This is a genomic window from Sphaerisporangium sp. B11E5, from assembly GCF_039871875.1.
Taxonomy (GTDB): Bacteria; Actinomycetota; Actinomycetes; order Streptosporangiales; family Streptosporangiaceae; genus Sphaerisporangium.
This window is the reverse complement of the sequence record NZ_JBDPMD010000083.1, coordinates 1-18,809: the sequence shown is the minus strand read 5'-3', so window position 1 is coordinate 18,809 and position 18,809 is coordinate 1. Positions and strand designations below refer to the sequence as shown.

General features: G+C 73.1%; 20 protein-coding genes and 1 pseudogene. 14 read left to right on the top strand and 7 right to left on the bottom strand.

The annotated features are described in order from the left end of the window. The coding region (locus ABGB17_RS37965; RefSeq protein WP_347639075.1) for a homocysteine S-methyltransferase family protein at window positions 1-1,093 on the bottom strand (1,093 nt) is incomplete at its 3' end. Between the two features lie 247 nt (window positions 1,094-1,340). On the opposite strand from ABGB17_RS37965, the gene ABGB17_RS37960 reads away from it, so the two are divergent. Together ABGB17_RS37960 and ABGB17_RS37955 are read left to right on the top strand one after the other, a co-directional pair. Further along, window positions 1,341-2,195, top strand: a complete 855-nt coding sequence (locus ABGB17_RS37960) for a PAC2 family protein (protein ID WP_347639073.1) — start codon at window positions 1,341-1,343, stop codon at window positions 2,193-2,195. A 377-nt stretch (window positions 2,196-2,572) separates the two neighbouring features. Beyond that, window positions 2,573-3,109: a hypothetical protein gene (locus ABGB17_RS37955; protein WP_347639071.1), complete on the top strand. Its 537-nt coding sequence runs from the start codon at window positions 2,573-2,575 to the stop codon at window positions 3,107-3,109. On the opposite strand, the gene ABGB17_RS37950 is transcribed toward ABGB17_RS37955, so the two are convergent. The 5 genes from ABGB17_RS37950 to ABGB17_RS37930 all read right to left on the bottom strand — a co-directional run bounded on the left by ABGB17_RS37950 (window position 3,081) and on the right by ABGB17_RS37930 (window position 9,426). After that, window positions 3,081-3,839, bottom strand: a complete 759-nt coding sequence (locus tag ABGB17_RS37950) for a CbiX/SirB N-terminal domain-containing protein (protein WP_347639069.1) — start codon at window positions 3,837-3,839, stop codon at window positions 3,081-3,083. The genes ABGB17_RS37955 and ABGB17_RS37950 overlap by 29 nt on opposite strands. Then, window positions 3,836-4,978: a uroporphyrinogen-III synthase gene (locus tag ABGB17_RS37945; RefSeq protein ID WP_347639067.1), complete on the bottom strand. Its 1,143-nt coding sequence runs from the start codon at window positions 4,976-4,978 to the stop codon at window positions 3,836-3,838. Before ABGB17_RS37945 ends, ABGB17_RS37950 begins: the two co-directional genes overlap by 4 nt. Window positions 4,979-5,001: 23 nt before the next feature. Next, window positions 5,002-5,382: a nitrite reductase small subunit NirD gene (nirD, locus tag ABGB17_RS37940; RefSeq protein WP_347639065.1), complete on the bottom strand. Its 381-nt coding sequence runs from the start codon at window positions 5,380-5,382 to the stop codon at window positions 5,002-5,004. Continuing rightward, the gene (gene nirB, locus ABGB17_RS37935; RefSeq protein WP_347639063.1) at window positions 5,379-7,805 is read right to left on the bottom strand and encodes a nitrite reductase large subunit NirB; all 2,427 of its coding nucleotides are present in this window, start codon (window positions 7,803-7,805) and stop codon (window positions 5,379-5,381) included. Before nirB ends, nirD begins: the two co-directional genes overlap by 4 nt. A gap of 256 nt (window positions 7,806-8,061) precedes the next feature. Next, entirely contained in the window at window positions 8,062-9,426 is a 1,365-nt protein-coding gene (locus ABGB17_RS37930) for an MFS transporter (RefSeq protein WP_347639061.1), read from the bottom strand. Between the two features lie 219 nt (window positions 9,427-9,645). On the opposite strand from ABGB17_RS37930, the gene def reads away from it, so the two are divergent. The 11 genes and pseudogenes from def to ABGB17_RS37875 all read left to right on the top strand — a co-directional run bounded on the left by def (window position 9,646) and on the right by ABGB17_RS37875 (window position 16,525). After that, on the top strand, window positions 9,646-10,125 hold the full coding sequence (def, locus tag ABGB17_RS37925; protein WP_347639059.1) for a peptide deformylase: 480 nt from the start codon (window positions 9,646-9,648) through the stop codon (window positions 10,123-10,125). 228 nt (window positions 10,126-10,353) lie between these two features. Beyond that, on the top strand, window positions 10,354-11,136 hold the full coding sequence (locus tag ABGB17_RS37920; RefSeq protein ID WP_347639057.1) for a hypothetical protein: 783 nt from the start codon (window positions 10,354-10,356) through the stop codon (window positions 11,134-11,136). Between the two features lie 5 nt (window positions 11,137-11,141). Then, complete coding sequence (locus tag ABGB17_RS37915) at window positions 11,142-12,521, top strand: SRPBCC family protein (RefSeq protein WP_347639055.1); 1,380 nt, start codon at window positions 11,142-11,144, stop codon at window positions 12,519-12,521. Window positions 12,522-12,557: 36 nt separating this feature from the next. Then, window positions 12,558-12,968 (top strand): gas vesicle protein GvpJ, encoded by a 411-nt coding sequence (gvpJ, locus tag ABGB17_RS37910; RefSeq protein ID WP_347639053.1) that lies wholly within the window; start codon window positions 12,558-12,560, stop codon window positions 12,966-12,968. Between the two features lies 1 nt (window position 12,969). Beyond that, complete coding sequence (locus ABGB17_RS37905) at window positions 12,970-13,761, top strand: GvpL/GvpF family gas vesicle protein (protein WP_347639051.1); 792 nt, start codon at window positions 12,970-12,972, stop codon at window positions 13,759-13,761. Window positions 13,762-13,777: 16 nt separating this feature from the next. After that, window positions 13,778-13,999, top strand: a complete 222-nt coding sequence (locus ABGB17_RS37900; protein WP_347639049.1) for a gas vesicle protein GvpG — start codon at window positions 13,778-13,780, stop codon at window positions 13,997-13,999. Between the two features lie 50 nt (window positions 14,000-14,049). After that, window positions 14,050-14,424: a gas vesicle protein GvpO gene (gene gvpO / locus ABGB17_RS37895; protein WP_347639047.1), complete on the top strand. Its 375-nt coding sequence runs from the start codon at window positions 14,050-14,052 to the stop codon at window positions 14,422-14,424. A 16-nt stretch (window positions 14,425-14,440) separates the two neighbouring features. Next, window positions 14,441-14,743, top strand: a pseudogene (gene gvpJ / locus ABGB17_RS37890) (gas vesicle protein GvpJ); the annotation flags it as partial. 391 nt (window positions 14,744-15,134) lie between these two features. Then, window positions 15,135-15,944, top strand: a complete 810-nt coding sequence (locus ABGB17_RS37885) for a GvpL/GvpF family gas vesicle protein (protein ID WP_347639045.1) — start codon at window positions 15,135-15,137, stop codon at window positions 15,942-15,944. Beyond that, a complete protein-coding gene (locus tag ABGB17_RS37880; RefSeq protein ID WP_347639043.1) occupies window positions 15,934-16,206 on the top strand; it encodes a gas vesicle protein in 273 nt (90 codons plus the stop codon). The genes ABGB17_RS37885 and ABGB17_RS37880 overlap by 11 nt, the downstream gene beginning before the upstream one ends. Beyond that, entirely contained in the window at window positions 16,193-16,525 is a 333-nt protein-coding gene (locus ABGB17_RS37875) for a gas vesicle protein K (RefSeq protein ID WP_347639041.1), read from the top strand. Before ABGB17_RS37880 ends, ABGB17_RS37875 begins: the two co-directional genes overlap by 14 nt. Before the next feature lie 7 nt (window positions 16,526-16,532). Here ABGB17_RS37875 and mshC read toward each other — a convergent pair whose 3' ends face one another. Beyond that, window positions 16,533-17,756 (bottom strand): cysteine--1-D-myo-inosityl 2-amino-2-deoxy-alpha-D-glucopyranoside ligase, encoded by a 1,224-nt coding sequence (mshC, locus tag ABGB17_RS37870; RefSeq protein ID WP_347639039.1) that lies wholly within the window; start codon window positions 17,754-17,756, stop codon window positions 16,533-16,535. Between the two features lie 179 nt (window positions 17,757-17,935). On the opposite strand from mshC, the gene ABGB17_RS37865 reads away from it, so the two are divergent. Further along, on the top strand, window positions 17,936-18,809 hold an 874-nt coding region (locus ABGB17_RS37865; RefSeq protein ID WP_347639037.1), incomplete at its 3' end, for a serine/threonine-protein kinase.

Here is an 18,809-nt window from a genome sequence, read left to right as displayed (position 1 = left end):
ACTCCTCCCACCGCCCCGCCAGCATCGCCTCACGAAACACCCGCGACCCATTGGCATTGGTCCGCTCACCGATCGCCAGATACGACGCATCCTGCGAGAACGGCACATGCGCATACAACGACGCCGCACCCGGGACCGAGACCACCCGCCGGGCCTTGGCCTGCCGCCCCGCCACCGCCTCAGCCACCGCGGTGATGTGCTCGGGCGTGGTGCCGCAGCACCCGCCCACCAGCCCGACCCCGAACTGCTCCACGAACCCCACCTGCGCCGCCGCCAGCTCCTCGGCGCTCAGCGGGTACCGCGCGCCGTCGGCGGTCAGCTCCGGCAACCCGGCGTTGGGCATGCACGACAGACCCACCGAGCAGTGCCGCGCCAGGTAACGCAGGTGCTCGCTCATCTCCGCCGGGCCCGTCGCGCAGTTCAGCCCGATCACATCGGCACCCAGCGGCTCGATCACCCCCAGCGCCGCCCCGATCTCCGACCCCAGCAACATCGCCCCGTTGGTCTCGATCGTGACCTGCACGACGAGGACCACGTCGCGCCCCGACGCCTCGATCGCGTCCTTGGCGCCGAGCACGGCCGCCTTGGCCTGCAGCAGGTCCTGGCAGGTCTCCACGATGAGCCCGTCGGCACCGCCCTCGATCAACCCCTCGGCGTTCTGGCGATACCCCTCCCGCAGAACGGAGAACGCGACGTGCCCGAGGCTCGGCAGCTTGGTGCCCGGACCCATGGACCCCAGCACGAAACGCTGCCGCCCCGTCTCCTCCGACCAGTGGTCGGCACGCTCCCGCGCGATGCGGGCACCCGCGAGCGACAGCTCCCCGATGCGCTCACTGATCTCGTATTCCCCGAGCGCCGCCCAATTCGCACCGAACGTGTTGGTCTCCACCACATCAGCGCCGGCCGCCAGATAAGCGTCGTGCACCCCGGCCACCACATCGGGCCGCGTGACATTCAGGACCTCATTGCAGCCCTCATATCCCTCGAAATCCGCCAATGACGGATCGAACCCCTGCAGCATCGTGCCCATCGCGCCGTCCGCCACCAACACCCGCCGCGCCAACGCCGCCCTGAGGGATTCCCTGTCGCTCATGCGCTCCAGCCTAGCGGCGGCGCCGATGCGGACGTTCATTCCGGCACCCGGACACCCCGGGGCGAACACCGTAGGCGGCCAGGTGGGAGCCCCCGGTGAGGGGTGGCGCCAACCTGCTGTCCCTCTCCGTGACATCGAAGGCGTGTCAACGAATAGTCTTAGTTAGGCACAAGGCCGCCACCGGGCGGCCGAGAGGGTGCTCCGGTGCTTGCGGAGCGGCCTCGGCCAGGCTAGGAGGAGGCGGCGTGTGATCGAGCTCGAAGGACTTCCCGAGCTCGTCGACCCGGTGCTCATCGCCGCGTTCGAAGGCTGGAACGACGCGGGCGAGGCGTCGAGCGGCGCTCTCGCGCACCTTGAGTCGGAGTGGAAGGCCACCCCACTGGTCGAGCTGGACCCCGAGGACTACTACGACTTCCAGGTGACCCGGCCCATCGTCGAGCTGGGCGACGGGCTGACCCGGTCGATCGTGTGGCCGAGCACCCGGCTGATGGTGGCCCGCCCGCCGGGCAGCGGGCGTGACGTCGTGCTGCTGCGCGGCATCGAGCCCAACATGCGGTGGCGCACGTTCTGCTCCGAGATCGTCGGCATCTGCCTGGAGCTCGGCGTCGAGACGGCCGTGCTGCTCGGCGCCCTGCTCAACGACTCCCCCCACACCCGCCCGGTGCCGATCGTCGGCACGGTGAGCGACCCGGGCCTCGCCCGTTCGCTGAACCTCGAGATGACGCGGTACGAGGGCCCGACCGGCATCGTCGGGGTGCTCCAGCACTCCCTCGGCGCGGCGGGCACCAAGACCGTGTCACTGTGGGCGTCGGTGCCCCACTACGTCGCCCAGCCGCCGAACCCCAAGGCCACGCTGGCGCTGCTGCGCCGCATCGAGGACCTTCTGGACATCCCGATGCCGCTCGGCGAGCTGCCCGACGAGGCCCGCGCCTGGGAGCACGGCGTGGACGAGCTGGCCGCGCAGGACTCCGAGGTCGCCGAGTACGTCCGCGAGCTCGAGGAGCGCAAGGACGCCGCCGATCTGCCCGAGGCGAGCGGTGACGCCATCGCGGCCGAGTTCGAGCGGTACCTGCGGCGCCGGGACCACGACGGGGACAGCTGACGGCTGACGGCCCGGGGCACGACGTGTCCCGGCGAGGCGGCGCCGGCGGTCCTGAAACGGGCGGACGGCCGGCCTAAAAATCGGTGCACACGCCGCAAATCACGCCCTTCTTGTCATCCGGCCTGCACAGGCCGCATTTTCCGGTAATAATTGGCCGCTGCGCTGTTCCGCACCATTGACCTGGGCGGCACCACACGCGCAACGATTCAGGCGACGACGGGGTGACACGACCCCGCGAACGGGGTGGGCGCCGTACAGCGCGTCGCATCCCTCCATTTGTGTCCGCGCACCTTGGGACTCCCATGGCGATTCCATATCCCGATCCCCACAACAGAGCACAGGAGACGCGGCGGCGCGTCATAGAAATGGCCCTACTCATGAAGCAGGAAGGCGGGGAGGCGACCGTCCACCCGCAGTTGCGCGGCGCCACACCGGCGCAGGCGATCGAGATGTTCCTGGCGCTGCTCCAGGACCGGCTGCCGGTCTGGCTGCGCACCCTCGACGATCTCATGTACCGGGCGGGCAAGGGCCGGGTGAACGACAACCTGCTCCCCGTGGCACGGACCGGCATCGACTACTACGCCGACGTGCAGGGCGCCGCGATGCCCGCGTTCATCTCCCCCTCGATCACGGTGCGCTTCCGCGAGGCGCTGCGTGAGACCCGCCTCGGCCCGGCGTCCGAGATCGCCCCGCTGGCGGACTACCTGGAGGAGGAGCGGCGGCTCGGCCGGGTGGCGGCGGACGTCAACCCGGAGAGCAGCGCCCGGCTGCTGCTCGCGGGGTGCTTCCGCCACGCCTACTACGAGATGTTCATCGGCACCGGCTCGGGCCTGTCCCGGGACGAGAGCGCCCACGAGATCGTGCGGGAGCTGCGCCTGGAGGCGGTCACACCGACGACACCCGCGCTGTCCTGAGCAGCGTGGCGGCGTGCCCGGCGACCGGGACGCCCGCGGCGGCCTCGTCGTGCCGGTGCCACACCAGGGCGGCCATCTCCTCCTCGACGCCGAGCGGCCGGGTGACCAGGTCGGCGCCGCATTCGGCCATGCGGTCGTGGAAGTGCCCCGGGGCCAGCAGGTACGACGCGACCGCGACGCGCGGGGCGGGGCCCCGGCGCAGCCGGGTCAAGACCTCGGCGAGCGAGGGGCTGCCCGCGGAGGCGAACGCCGCGGTGACGGGCCGGGCCACGCGGACCGACAGCAGCCGGGCGGCGGCGCGGACGTCGGCGAGCGCGGCGGGGTCGGAGGAGCCGGCGGCGCCGAGGACCACGGTGTCGGTGGGCCGCAGCCCGGCGGAGGCGAGCCTGCGGGCCAGCACCGCGGTGAGCAGCGGGTGGGGGCCGAGCGGCGCGGCGATCACGGCGTCCGGCCTGGCCGAGGCGACGACCGTCGGCAGATCGATGTGCACGTGGTAGCCGCCCGCCAGCAGCAGCGGCACCACCACGACGGGGCCCTGCGCCTCGGCGAGCACGCCGGGCAGCGCCGGCGAGCTGATCTCCAGGAAGCCGAGCTCGACGCGGCGGCCGGGCCGGGCCCGGCGTACCCGTGTGGTCAGCTCGGCGAGCGCCGCCTCCCCCGCGGCGCTGCGGGTGCCGTGCGCCGCCAGTACCAGGGTGCCGTGACGCGTGTCCCGGGGTGACGGCCTCAACGGGCCTCCCCCCGGTGCGTGGCCAGGCGGTAGCCGCGCTTGACGACGGTCTCCACGATCCCGGCGGGCCCGAGGGCGCGGCGCAGGCGGGTGATGGCCATCTCCACGGCGTGCTCGGCCGAGTCCCTGGACGGGCCGCCGGGCAGCACGACGCGCAGCTCCGAGCGCGCGACGACGTGCCCGGGACGCTCGGCGAGGCGCTTGAGCACCGCCATGGGGGCCGGCGGCAGCGGCTTCAGCTCGCCGTCGACGGCGACGGCGTGGCCGCGGATCTCCAGCTCGTGCGAGCCGGCGGTCACCCGGGTGACGCTGTGCTCGGGCAGGTGACGGGCCAGGGCGCGGGCGAGTGAGCCGAGGCGGGAACGATCCGGCTGGACGACCGGCACGCCCTTGGCGGTGAGGGGCGCCGCGGTGACCGGGCCGACGCAGGCCGCCACCACCGGCCCGCGGAAGGCGGCGAGCAGGATGTCCTCCATGCCCTCGGCCCGCGCGGCGTTCAGCATCGCCAGCACGGCGGGCGCGCTGGTGAAGGCCACCGCGTCGACCGAGCCGGAGACGGCCTGGGTGATGAGGCGGCGCAGCGGGGAGGTGTCGCGGTACGGCAGCCAGCGGTACACCGGCACCTCGATCACCGTGGCGCCGGCGCCGCGCAGCGCCGTGACGAACCCGGTGAGCGGCTCACCGTGGAGCTGGACCACGACCCGGCGCCCGCGCAGGTCCTGGTCCAGCAGGTACCGCTTGATCTCGTCGCAGGACTCGCTGAGCGGCGTCCAGTGGTCGGTGAGCCCGGCCGCGCGGACGGCGCCGCGCGCCTTGGGGCCGCGGGTGAGCAGACGTGCCCCGGCGAGGTGGCCCGCGAGGTCGGCCGACAGGCCCCAGCCCTCGGCGGCGGCCATCCAGCCGCGGAAGCCCACGCCGGTGGTGACGACGACGTCGTCGACCGCTCCGCCCAGGCACTCGCGGGTCGCCGCGAGCAACTGGCTGTCCTCGGCGAGGGGGACCAGGCGGATGGCCGGGGCGCGCACCACCCGGGCTCCCCGGCGTTCCAGCAGTGCCGCGAACTCCTCGCGGCGGCGCGTCGCGGTGACGCCTATGGTGAAACCCGCGAGCGCGTCGGGCGCCGTTTCAGGTGATATCAAGGGATTCTCCAGTAGCGCGGCCGTCATTCCACGCTCACCTCCACGGTGCCATCTGTGACACGGGTCGGATATGTCGGTAGTGCCATTGCGGGATCGTCCAGGCAGACCCCGGTGACCAGCGAGAATGCCTGCTTGTGCATCGGCGTGGCGACGAAGGGTTCGTCGCCACGGGTCCCGGCGATGCCCCGCGACATCACGCAGGCGCCGCTGTAGGGGTCGCGGTTGCCGACCGCGAAGATCCGCCCGTCGAACGTGCGGAACACCGCGACCTGCTCGCCGCCGACGAGGGCCGCCACGCCGAGCTCCGGAATGAGGTCGGTGGAGGAGCACACCGGCGTCCAGGTGCGCGCGTCGTCCCGCGCCGCCACCGGCGCCGTCTTCACCTGCTGCTCGATGATCGTCATGACCGGGTCACCTCCAGGAGTACGGGCTTGATCTGGTCGCGCTGGGTCTCGAACTTGATCGAGGGGTCGGGCGTGCCGGGGGCGTTGACGAAGCTGACGAAGCGTCGCAGCTTCTCGGGGTCCTCGACGGTGGCGCGCCACTCGTCGAAGTACGTCGCCACGTGCTGGTCCATGGCGGCCTCCAGCTCGGCGCAGACGCCGAGGGAGTCGTTCACCACGACGTCGCGCACGTAGTCGAGTCCCACGCTCTCCACCCACGCGGCGGTCCGCTGCAGCCGTTCCGCGGTGCGGATGTAGAACATCAGGAACCGGTCGATGACGCGCACCAGCTCGTCGTCGGACAGGTCGCTCGCGAGCAGGTTGGCGTGCCGGGGCGAGAAGCCGCCGTTGCCGCCGACGTAGAGGTTCCAGCCGTTCTCGGTGGCGATGACGCCGAAGTCCTTGCTCCGCGCCTCGGCGCACTCGCGGGCGCAGCCGGACACGGCCGCCTTGAGCTTGTGGGGCGAGCGGAGCCCGCGGTAGCGCAGCTCCAGGGCGATGGCCATGCCGACCGAGTCCTGGACGCCGTAGCGGCACCAGGTGGAGCCGACGCAGGACTTCACGGTGCGCAGCGCCTTGCCGTAGGCGTGGCCGGACTCGAAGCCGGCGTCCACCAGCCGCTTCCAGATCGCGGGGAGCTGCTCCACCCGGGCACCGAACAGGTCGATCCGCTGCCCGCCGGTGATCTTGGTGTAGAGGCCGAAGTCGCGGGCGACCTCGCCGATGACGATGAGCTTCTCCGGGGTGATCTCACCGCCGGGGATGCGCGGCACCACCGAGTAGGTGCCGTTCTTCTGCAGGTTGGCGAGGAAGTGGTCGTTGGTGTCCTGCAGCGAGGCCTGCTCGCCCGCCAGGACGTGCCCGCCGTTCAGCGACGCGAGGATGGAGGCCACCACCGGCTTGCAGATGTCGCAGCCGCGCCCCCGCCCGTGCTCGGTGATCAGGCGGGTGAAGGTGGTGATGCCGCGCAGGCGCACGATATCGAACAGCTCGGGACGGCTGTGGTCGAAGTGCTCGCACAGGGCCTTGCTCTGCGCGACGCCCTCGGCGGCGAGGATCGCGGCGAGCGCGGGGACACAGCTTCCGCAGGTGGTGCCCGCGCGGGTGCACTTCTTGACCCCGGCCACGTCGGTGAGGCACTGCTCGGCGATGGCGGTGCGGATCTCGCCCCGGGTGACGTTGTTGCAGGAGCACACCGCCACGTCGTCCGGCGGCAGCACCGACGAGCCTCCGACGCCGGCGAACAGCAGCTCGCTGGCCGAGCCGGGCAGCTCGCGGCCCACCAGGGGGCGCAGCATGGCGTACGGCGCGGCGTCCCCGACGCAGATGCCGCCGAGCAGGGTGCGGGCGTCGTCGCTGACGAACAGCTTCTTGTAGACGCCTTCCACCGGGTCCATGAACGTGACGTCCAGCGCGCCGGACAACTGCCCGAAGCTCGCGACGTCCACGCCGAGCAGTTTGAGCTTGGCCGACTGGTCGGCGCCGGTGAAGCGCGCGTCGCCGCCGAGTATGCGGTCGGCGGCCACCTCGGCCATGGTGAAGCACGGCCCCACCAGGCCGTACACCACGCCGCCCGCCAGGGCGCACTCGCCGATGGCGTAGATGGCGGGGTCGGAGGTGCGCATGCCCTCGTCGACCACGATGCCGCCGCGCTCCCCCACCTCCAGGCCGCACTGGCGGGCCAGCTCGTCGCGGGGCCGCACGCCGGCGGAGAACACCACGACGCCGGCCTCGATGACCGTGCCGTCGGCGAGCACGACGCGGTCCGCCTCCACATGGTCGAGACCGGTGCCGGTGTGCACGGTCAGGCCGAGGCGCTCGACGTGGCCGCGCAGGACGGCGCCGCCGCCCTCGTCGACCTGGCGGGGCATCAGCCGGGGCGCCATCTCCACGACGTGGGTGGTCAGGCCGAGGCCGCGCAGCGCGTCGGCGGCCTCCAGCCCGAGCAGCCCGCCGCCCACCACCACACCGGAGGTCGCGGTCTCGGCGGCGGCGCGGATGGCGTCCAGGTCCTCGATGGTGCGGTAGACGAACCCGTGTTCCTTGCCGCGCACCGGCGGCACGAACGGCGACGATCCGGTGGCGAGCACCAGCACGTCGTAGGGCTCGGCGTGCCCGGAGGCGGTCGTGACCTCGTGGCGCGCACGGTCGATCGCGGTCACCCGGTCGCCGGTGCGCACGGTGACGCCCGCGGGGACAGGGTAGGTCAGCGCGGCGGCGCCCGCCTCGGGCTCGGCGGACAAATAGGAGGTGAGCGCCACGCGGTCGTAGGCGACGCGGGGCTCCTCTCCCATCACGGTGACCTGGTCACCGGCGCCCCGTGCGGTCAGGGTCTCGGCGAGGCGGTGCGCCGTCGGGCCGTACCCGATCACGACGATTCTCACGACCACGCCTCCAGCAGTGACCCGGCGACATCACAGGCGCCGGCGGGGGAAGTGAGCGGCATGCAGTCGATGGTGCGTTCAGGCCGTTTCACCGTTGGGTCCCTCCTGTTACCTCTGTGCTACAAGGCACTAACGGCACTCACAGCCGTATCCGGCCGCTGTGCGCACTTCGCGTCACCTCGGCGGTGAGGAGAACGGGCGCACAGCGGGCCGGATCCGGGGTTTTCGCGGGTCTCTCGGTGGTCTCGAAGCGGGCCTACACGCCCGCCCCCGCGAGGCTCGGCGCCACCCGGACGCCGACCGTGCGCAGGTAGCAGAACCACGTGAGCCCGATGCACAACACGTAGAAGATCGCGAAGGCCGCCATCGCGGCGCCGGCGCCGCCGGTCGCGGCGATCGAGGTGCCGAAGCCGCGGTTGATGAAGAATCCGCCGAACGCGCCGATCGCGGAGATGAACCCGATGGCGGCGGCACTGTCCCTGCGGCCGATGGCCGCGGCGGCGGCCAGCCCCGCCGCGTCGCCCGGGGCGAGCCGCTCGACGGCCTTGGCCTTGAAGATGGCGGGGATCATGCGGTACGTCGATCCGTTGCCCACGCCGGCGAGCGCGACCAGCAGCAGGTAGGAACAGAAGAACATCAGGAAGCCGCCGGTGGCGAGCCCCACGGCGGCCAGGGCCACGGCGCAGCCCATCGCGGCGAACGTCCACAGCGTGACCCGGGCGCCGCCGAGGCGGTCCGACAGCCGTCCGCCGAACGGCCGGGACAGCGAGCCGACGAGCGCGCCGAGGAACGCCCAGGTGATCATGGAGGTGTGCTGCGGGAACTGGCTCTTGATCAGCAACGGGAACGCGGTGCTGTAACCGATGAACGAGCCGAAGGTGCCGATGTACAGGAACGACATGATCCACGTCTGCGCCCGGCCGGTGATCTTCAGCATCTCGCGGGGGTTGGCCTTGGCGGAGGTCAGGTTGTCCATGTAGAGGTAGGCGCCGACGGCGGCGACGAGGATCAGCGGCAACCAGAACAGCCCCGCCGCGGCCAGGCCGAACCCGGCGATGACCAGCGGCATCAGGAGCTGCACCGAGCTGACACCGATGTTGCCGCCCGCGGCGTTGAGGCCGAGGGCCCAGCCCTGCTTGCGCTCGGGGTAGAAGTACGTGATGTTGGCCATGCTGGAGGCGAAGTTGCCCCCGCCGACGCCCGCGGTGGCCGCGATCAGCAGGAACACCCAGTACGGCGTGCCGGGCGAGGAGACCGCCACCGCGAGCAGGATCGCGGGGACCAGCAGCAGCAGCGCGCTGACCACGGTCCAGTTCCTCCCGCCGAAGCGGGCGGGGGCGAAGGTGTACGGCAGCCGCAGGGCCGAGCCGATGAGGTTGGGCAGCGACACCAGCCAGAAGAGCTGGTCGGTGGAGAAGTCGTAGGAGCTGAGCTTGACGGTGACGATGCTCCACACGGTCCACAAGCTGAACCCGAGGTGCTCGGCGAGGATGGAGAAGACCAGGTTCCGCCGGGCGACGCGTTTACCGCTCTTTTGCCAGAAGTCCGGATCGTCCGGATTCCAGTTGGTTATCCAGCGGCCCTTCTGCGGCGCCGCCTCCGAGACCTCGGTGGCCGTCATGGTTCCTCCTGCTGTGGCCTGATCAACAGGAAACGACGGTATAGACGGCATCACACAGATAATCGACGGCTGTTAGAGATGCGCGTTACGTTGGCCGCACAGGAGAAACGTGTCATCCACAGGCATCACGAAAGCAACATGGAATTAACAAGGTTGCCTGCGCGGAAGATCGGGAACCCCTCCGGAAGCACTCCCCCGCCGCCGACCCCAGGAGCGTGCATGCCCAGCGTCCAGCCGATCCGCCTGTACACCGACCCCGTGCTGCGCACGGTGGCCGCACCGGTGACGGCCTTCGACCGCTCGCTGCGCGAGCTGGTCAAGACCCTCCAGCTCACCACGCGCGCCGGGGCGGGACGGGCGGGCCTCGCGGCGCCGCAGATCGGCGTGCCACTGCGGGTGCTGGTGTTCGAGCTGGACGGCCGGTCCGGCCACCTGGTCAACCCGCGCATGGAGACCTCCGAGCGCACCGTGGTGGCCGACGAGGCGTGCCTGTCGGCGCCCGGGGTCTGGTGGCCCCTGGAGCGTTCCTACTCGGTGGTGGCCCGGGGCCGCGACATGTTCGGCAAGCCGGTCACCGTGCGGGCCATCGGCATGCTCGCCCGGGTCCTGCAGCACGAGGCCGACCACCTCGACGGCGTGCTGTTCAGCGACCGGCTGCCCGAGGACGAGCGCGAACGCTTCCTGTCCGAGCTGACCTGAGCCCCGTCCGCGTCCGTCGCGCGAGCCGTCTGCCGTCCCGGGTCCCACGCGGACGACTGTCCTATTTTTCCGGTAATGAGCGTTCTGTGGAGTTGCAGCCGGGTAGGGCAATCGTGAGCTGACAGGACGGCCGTGCCCCTGGCGGCTCGATCGGTGAGGGTCGTGCCGCGCGCCCAGGCGAGAGGGGCGGCGGGCGGCTCGCGCGCGATGCCGGAGAAGGAGGCCATCGTGAAAAGCGGACTACAGGCGGGCCTGGCTCTGATCATCGGTTACTTCCTCGGCCGGCACCGCAAGTTCAAGCTCCTCATCGCGCTGGCGGTCGCCGGTGCCACCGGACGACTGGGCGGGTTGCGGGGCAATCTCGTGGAGCAGGGCATGAAGCTGGTGGGTTCCTCCGCCGACGTCCAGAAGATCGTGGAGAGCGTGCGAGGCGACCTGTTCGAGGCGGGCAAGGCCGCCGCGAAGGCGGCCGCGAGCAGGCAGGTCAGCACCATCAGCACACGGTTGCAGGAGCGGGCCGACGCGCTGCAGCACGCGGCCAACGTCGCCGCCGGGGTCGAGGAGGCCGGGACCGCCGCCGCCGGGGCCGCGACGCGCGCGGCGGGCGGGGCCACGCGGGCCGCGGGCGGGGCCGCCACCGAGGCCGCGCGGACGGCCGGCGGTGCCGCGGCGGGGGCGGCCCGGGCCGGCGGCGGGCTGCGTGAGCGCGCCTTCGGCGGATTCCGGGCCGGGCGGGCCCGGACGCGCCCGAAGCCCCGCGAGGAAGAGGAGCCGTACGAGGAGGAGTACGCCGAGTACGGCGAGGAGGAGTACGAGGAGCCGCCGCGGCGGGCGCCACGCCCCGCGGCGCGGCGCGATCTCGCCGAGGACGAGTTCGAGGACGACTACCAGGACGAGGCGCCGGACGAGGAGCCCGGGCGGCCCCGGGGCCGGGTACAGCGGGACCGCGGCGACGAGCCGCCGCGCTCACGGCCGGTCCGCAGGGGCCGGGACGACCGGGGTGAGAGGTGACCTAGATGGCCAAGAGCCACAACCCGCCGTCCATCAAGCTCGGCGGCCCGCTCAAGCTGGCGGCGCGCAACCTCACCCGCAGCGCCGGGCGGTACGCCCTGTCCGCGGTCGGCAACGCCGTGGGCAAGGCCACCACCCGGCTCACCGACTACGTCGAGGGGGGCGGCGACGCCAAGGAGCTGCTCGGCATCGTCACCGGCTCCTCCGGCCGCACCGGGAAGATCAAGGGCTTCGCCAAGATGGCGTGGGGCGGCCTGAAGCGCAAACTCGGCTTCGGCGGGGGCGAGGGTGGCAAGTTCAAGTTCCAGAACATCGAGGAGACGCTCGACATGGGCGCGCCGCGGCGGCTCGTCTACAACCAGTGGACCCAGTTCGCCGACTGGCCGTCCTACATGAAGAAGGTCGAGCGGGTGGTGCAGGACGAGGACCAGAAGCTCACCTTCCAGGTGAAGATCTTCTGGTCGCGGCGCACCTGGCAGTCCACGATCCAGGAGCAGGTACCGGACGAGAAGATCATCTGGACCTCGCAGGGCGCCAAGGGGTACGTCGACGGCTCGGTCACCTTCCACGAGCTCACCCCGGACATGACCCGGGTGCTGGTGGCGCTGATGTACTACCCGAAAGGCTTCATGGAGATCGTCGGGGGGATCTGGCGGCCCCAGGGGCGCCGGGCGCGGCTGGAGTTCAAGCACTTCCGGCGGCACCTGATGAACCACGTGCTGCGCGACCCCGAGCAGGTCGAGGGCTGGCGCGGCGTCATCCACGAGGGCGAGGTCGTCAAGGACCACGAGACCGCCCTGCGCGAGGAGCAGGAGGCGCAGGAGGCCGAGGAGCGCGCGGCACGCGAGGAGGAGCGGGCCGGGGAACCCGGGGAACGCGAAGGCGAGCGCCCGGGCCCTGAGGAGCGCGGCGAAGGCGAGGAGCCGGAGGGCGAGGAGCCGGAGGGCGAGGAGCCGGAGGGCGAGGAGCCGGAGGGCGAGGAGCCGGAGGGCGAGGAGCCGGAGGGCGAGGAGCCGGAAGCCGGCCCCGGGCGGCGTGCGGAACGGGGAGGCGGCCCTGCCCGGCGTGAGGAACGAGGAGAGGCCCCTCCGCGGCGTGAGCAGCGCCAAGGCGGGCGTCCGGGGCGTGAGGAGCGTCCGGAACGTGAGACCGGCCCGCGGAGGCGTGAGGATCGCGAAGGCGCGCGTGAGCGGGGCGGGCGGCTCGGCCGGTTCGGGCGGCGGAGCGTGCCCGAGGAGGCCGCCGAGTACGGGGGCGTGGAACGGCCCGGGTCACCGGAGGCCGACGAGCAGTACGAGGGCTACGAGGAGCCCCGGGAGTACGAGGAGCGTCGGCCGGGGCGGCGCGGGTCCGGACGCGGGCCCGGCGGCGCGCGGGAGCAATGACGGCCGGGGCGATCGACGCGAGCGAGGAGAGATGCGATGACCATCGTGCAGCCTTCTGGCGGAGGGGCGGCGGCGCGGCCACAGGGCGGCGGCGGCTCGCTGGCCGACGTGATCGACACGATCCTGGACAAGGGCCTCGTCATCGACGCGTACGTCAGCGTCGCCCTGGTGGGCATCGAGCTGCTCACCATCAACGCCCGCGTCGTCGTGGCGAGCGTCGACACCTACCTGCGGTTCGCCCAGGCCGTGAACCGGCTGGACCTGTCCGAGGGATCCAAAGGGCTGCCCGAGCTCATGCAGGACATGACGCAGGGCGTGGCGAGGTCCAAGACCAAGGGCGCGGCGCAGGGCGCGCTCGAGGCGGCGGGCGAGAAGCTGCGCGAGCTCATCGGCGAGCCGGACGAGGAACCCGTGCGGCGGCGCCGGCGCGGGCGAGAGGAGGCCTGACATGGCGCGTCCCACGCACGCCGCCGAGGAGGCCCGGCCCGCCGCGCAGGCGACGGCGACGTACCTGTACGGCATCCTGCCGGCGGACGTCGAGCTGACCCCCGAGGAGCGCGGCGTCGGCGACCCGCCCGGCCGGACCGCCCTCGTGCGGCACGGCGACGTCGCCGCGCTGGTCAGCGAGCTGCGCCTGGACCGGCCCCTCGGGCGGCCGCAGGACCTGGTGGCGCACCAGGGGCTGCTCGACGACGTCGCGGCCGAGGTGCCCGTGCTGCCGATGCGGTTCGGCGCGGTCATGGAGAGCCCCGAGGCGGTGGCCGAGCAGTTGCTGGTCCCCCACCACGACGAGTTCCGCGCGGCGCTGGAGGAGCTGGAGGGCCGGGCGCAGTTCGTGGTGAAGGGCCGCTACGTGGAGGGCGCCGTGCTGCGGGAGGTGCTGCGGGAGGAGCCCGAGGCCGCCGCGCTGCGGGACCAGATCAAGGGCCTGCCCGAGGAGGCGACCTGGGACGCGCGGATCCGGCTCGGCGAGATCGTCAACCGGGCCGTGGAGGCCAAGCGCGACGCCGACACCGGGGCGCTGGCCGAGGCGCTGTCCCCGCACGCCGCGGCGATCGTGGTGCGGGAGCCGACCCACGAGCAGGACGCCGCGCACCTGGCCGTGCTGGTGGACACCGCGCGGCAGGAGGAGTTCGAGGACGCCCTGGAGGAGTGCGCGGACCGGTGGGCGGACCGGGTCACCCTGCGGCTGCTCGGCCCGCAGGCGCCGTACGACTTCGTGACGGGGCGGCCCGGCTGAGGGCGACGGAGGAGCCATGGGCTTGTTCACGATGCTGCTCGGGGCGCCGCTGGCGCCGGTCCAGGGGCTGATCCGGCTCGCCGAGCTGATCCAGGAGCAGGTGGACCGGCAGATGCGCGACCCGGCCGCGGTGCGGCGGCGGCTGGAGGAGGTGGAGGAGGCCAGGGCCTCCGGGCTGATCACCGAGGAGGAGGCCGCCAGGGCGACCGAGGACATCCTGCAGCAGATGATCGCCTGACCGCCCCCGGCACCCCGGGCCGCCACGAGCCGGCAGGAGGAGGTGAGACCGTGCACCCCAGTCGCAGGACCCGCGACGAGCCCGGCGGGGCCCGCCGCCCCGCCGAGGACCACGCCGGCGAGTTCGAGTACGACGACGAGCCGTCCCTGACCGCGACGACCGCCGGGCAGGTGGCGCGGGAACGGATCGCCCCACTGGTCGGCCGGCCGATCGAGGGGGTCACCATGGTCAGGCCGTCGGCGGACGGCTGGACGGTGGAGGTCGAGGTGGTGGAGGACCGCCGCGTCCCGTCGTCCGGCGACACGCTGGCGATCTACGTGGTGGAGCTGGACCGGCACGGCGAGATGGCGGCGTACACCAGGGCGCGCACCTACAAGCGGGCCAAGGGCGACACCTCCCGCCCCGGCGTCACGGGCGGAGGGTAGGCGCATGTCCGAACCCATGTGGCCCGGCCGCGGGACGAGCCCCGCGTACGGCGCGCGGCCGCCCGTGCGGGAGTCCGGGGGCAACCTCGGCGACATCCTGGAGCGGGTGCTGGACCGGGGCGTGGTCATCGTCGGCGACATCCGGGTCAACCTGCTGGACATCGAGCTGCTCACGATCAAGCTGCGGCTGCTGATCGCGTCGGTGGACACCGCGCGGGAGCTCGGCATCGACTGGTGGGAGCACGACCCGTGGCTCAGCTCGGGCGACCGCGACCTCGTGGAGGAGAACCGCAGGCTGCGCCGCCGCCTCGCCGCCGTCCGGGCCGACGAGGAGGCCGAGCTGGAGGAAGACGGCCGCCCCGCCCTCGGCCGCCCTCCGGCGCACCGGCACGCTCCCCCCGCCCGCGGCCGCGCCCGGCTGGACGAAGCGTACGACGAGCCGCCGCGCGAACGCGTCCGCGGCCGGGACCGGCCGGGTGAGACGTACGGCGAGCCGCCGCCGCGCCGGCGCACCCGGCCGGACGAGACGTACGGCGAGCGTCCGCGCGGACGGGACCTGCCGGACGAGACGTACGGCGAGCGTCCACGCGGACGGGACCTGCCGGACGAGACGGATGACGAGCCGCCGCGTGAGCGGCCACGCGGGCGGGACCGGGGCGGTGCGGCGTACCGCGAGGGGTCCCCCGGGCGGGTGCGGCGGGAGGAGCGCGATGAGTGACACCGGCACGTACCTGTACGCCGTCACGCAGGAGCGGGACCGGGTGGACCCGGCCGTGCTGAGTGAGCTGACCGGTGTGTCGGGGACCCCGGTGCGGGTGCTGGTCCACGCGGGGCTGGTGGCCTACGTGAGCACCGTGCCGTTGTCGGAGTTCGGGGACGAGCCGCTGCGGCGGTCCCTTGAGGACCTGCGCTGGGTGGGTGAGACGGCCCGCGCGCACCACCGCGTCGTGGAGACGGTGGCCCACGACGCGGCCACCGCCCCGGTGCGGCTGGTCACCGTGTACGCCGGCGACGAGGGGGTCGTCGCGATGCTGGAGCGCCGCGGCGCCGAGCTGCGCGCCCTCCTCACCCAGGTCTCCGGCCGCGACGAGTGGGGCGTCAAGGCGTACGCCGCCCCCCGCCCCGCCGAGCCGCCCCCCGAGGAGCCCGGCGGGCCGCCCTCGGGCCCGGGCACCGCGTACCTGCGGCGCCGCAAGGCGGGCCTGCGCAGCCGGGAGGAACGGCAGCGCGAGTGCGCCGAACAGGCCGAACGCATCCACACGGCCCTCGCCGCCGTCGCCGTGGACAGCAGGCGCCACCGCCCGCAGGACCCCCAGTTGTCCGGCAGGGAGGACCCGATGCTCCTCAACGGCGCCTACCTGGTCGACGGCGACCGGCGGGCCGAGTTCGCCGCCGTCCTCGAGTCCCTGCGCGGCCCCGGCGTCACCATCGAGCTGACCGGCCCGTGGGCGCCGTACTCGTTCACCGCGGTCGAGCCGGAGACCCCCGCGGGCACGGCGGAGAGGCGCGATGGCGGGTGACCGGGAAGGGACGGCGCCGGACGGGGGAAGGTCGCGCGGGGCAGCGCTCGCGGCCGAGGGGCGGCTGCCGGCCGAACGGGTGGCGCTGGTGGACCTGCTGGACCGGCTGCTCGCGGGGGGCGTCGTGATCACCGGGGACCTGGTGCTGTCGATCGCCGACATCGACCTGGTGCGGATCTCGCTGCGGGCCCTGATCACGTCCGTGCGCGCCGGGGAGCCGCTGGAAGCCCTGGAGAGAGGAGTACGGCATGGAGACCTCTGACCCGGCGCCCCGCGCCGGCGAGGACGCCCGGGCGGCGCGGAGGGAACGCTGGCGGTTCGAGGCCGACCCCGAGACGGTGGAGCGCGACCTGTCCCGGCTGGTCCTCACGATCGTGGAGCTGCTGCGTCAGCTCGTGGAGCGGCAGGCGCTGCGCCGCATGGACGAGGGCGACCTGTCGGAGGAGCAGATCGAGAAGATGGGCGTGACGCTGATGCGCCTGGAGGAGGCCATGAACGACCTGTGCGACCGTTTCGGCCTCACCCCCGCCGACCTCAACCTCGACCTCGGCCCCCTCGGCACCCTGCTGCCGCTGGACTGAGCGCCCGTCAGAGGGCGACGCCGAGCAGGGCGTCCGCGGTGGCGCGCACCAGGGCGGGGGCTTCGGGGTCGGTCCGGTCGCCGGACAGGGCGCCGTCCACCCAGGAGTCGATCACGGCGAGGGCGCCCGGGGCGTCCAGATCGGCGGCCACGCGCTCGCGGACCTGCCGCAGGACGGCCGCGCCGCCGGGGCCGCCGGGCAGGGCGGCGGCGGCGCGCCAGCGGGACAGGCGCTCCTCGGCGGCGGTGAGCTCGTCCGCGGTCCACTCCCAGTCGGCGCGGTAGTGATGGGCGAGCAGGGCCAGGCGGATGGCCATGGGGTCGTGCGCGGCGCGCAGACGGGACACGAACACGAGGTTGCCGCGGGACTTGGACATCTTCTCGCCGTCCAGCGCCACCATGCCCGCGTGGACGTACGCCTTGGCGAAGGGCCACTCGCCGGTGGCGACGTGGCCCTCGCTGGCACCCATCTCGTGATGGGGGAAGATCAGGTCCGACCCGCCGCCCGACACGTCGAAGCCCGCGCCGAGGCAGGACAACGCGATGGACGTGCACTCCACGTGCCACCCGGGCCGCCCCGGGCCGAACGCCGAGGGCCAGGACGGCTCACCGGGCCGCTCGGCCCGCCACAGCAGCCAGTCCAGCGGGTGCCGCTTGCCCGGCCGCCCGGGGTCACCGCCCCGCTCGGCGAACAGCTCCAGCATCGTGGCCTCGGAGAAGCCGGACACCGCGCCGAACTTGGGGGACGCCGAGACCGCGAAGTAGACGTCGCCGTCCACCTCGTAGGTGGCGCCCTTGTCCTTCAGCCGCTCGATCAGCGTGGCGACCTGGCCGACCACCTCGGTGACGCCGACGTAGTCGTCCGGCGGGAGCAGGCGCAGCGCCGCCATGTCGGTGCGGAACAGCTCGATCTGCTCCTTCGCCAGCTCGCGCCAGTCCACCCCGTCCCGCTCGGCACGTTCCAGCAGCGGATCGTCCACGTCGGTGGCGTTCTGCGTGTAATGAACGCGGTGCCCCGCGTCCCGCCAGGCCCGGTTCACCAGATCGAACGCGAGGTAGGTGTTGGCGTGCCCGAGATGCGTGGCGTCGTAGGGCGTGATGCCGCAGACGTAGATGCGTGCCGTGGACTCCGGTGACGTCTCCCTGATCTCGCCGGCGGCGGTGTCGTGCAGGCGGAGGGGCAGTCCGGCGCCGGGCAGCGGGGAGATCTCGGGAGCGGGCCACGATCGCATGCCATGAGCCTATCCATGTGGTGGGGTGGTGGGATCACACTGGGGTGTCCGTTTCGTGAGCTGGGGGGCGAGGCGGGCACGGCGGTATGGCTCCCACCGGACCCGCCCGGCATGAAAGAATCCTGCCGCCACGGGTACGGGGGGCTCGGCACCACGCACACTCATGGCTAGGAGAGCTTTTGCCGACCATCAGGGCTCTGGGACCCGCCGATCCGGCGCGGATCGCCTCCTTCAAGGTGACCGGGCGGATCGGCGAGGGCGGCCACGGCGTCGTCTACGCCGCGGAGACCGGGTCGGGCGAGCGTGTGGCCGTGAAGATCCTGCAGCGCCGGTTCTGGGAGGACGACGAGGTGCGGCGGGCCTTCGGGGCCGACCTTCGCCAGGCGCAGCGCGTGACCGGCCCGCACGTCGCCCGGGTGCTGGCGTACGGCATCCACCAGCAGCGGCTCTACTACGCCTGCGAGTTCGTCGACGGGCCCTCGCTGTGGGAGGTCGTGGAGCGGCGCGGCCCGCGCCAGGCGGACGAGCTGGAGGCGCTGGCGCTGGCGACGCTGTCGGCGCTGGCGGCGATCCACACGGCGGGCGGGGCGCACGGCGGCTTCAAGCCCGGCAGCGTGCTGCTCGGCCCCGGCGGCCCCCGGGTGATCGACTTCGGGGTGGGGCGGGCCCTGGACGGCCCGCCGACGCCGGGACGGCTGATCGGCACCTCGCCGTTCACCGCCCCCGAGCACCTGGTGGGCGCGGCCCCCGGCCCGGACGGCGACATGTTCGCCTGGGCCGGCACGATGGTCTACGCCGCGACCGGCCACGCCCCGTTCGGGCAGGACTCGGTGCCCGCCGTGATCAGCCGCATCCTGAGCGAGACCCCGGACCTGTCGGCCCTGCCGGGAACGCTCCTGGAAGCCGTCGCCGCCTGCCTGGACAAGGTACCGACCCGCCGCCCCACGGCCCGTGAACTGCTGGCCCGGCTCACCCGCGCGGGCCTGGCCACCACCCCCGCCACCGGATGGGCCCCCCTGGCCGTACCGCCGGACTCCCCCGACCTCCTGGACC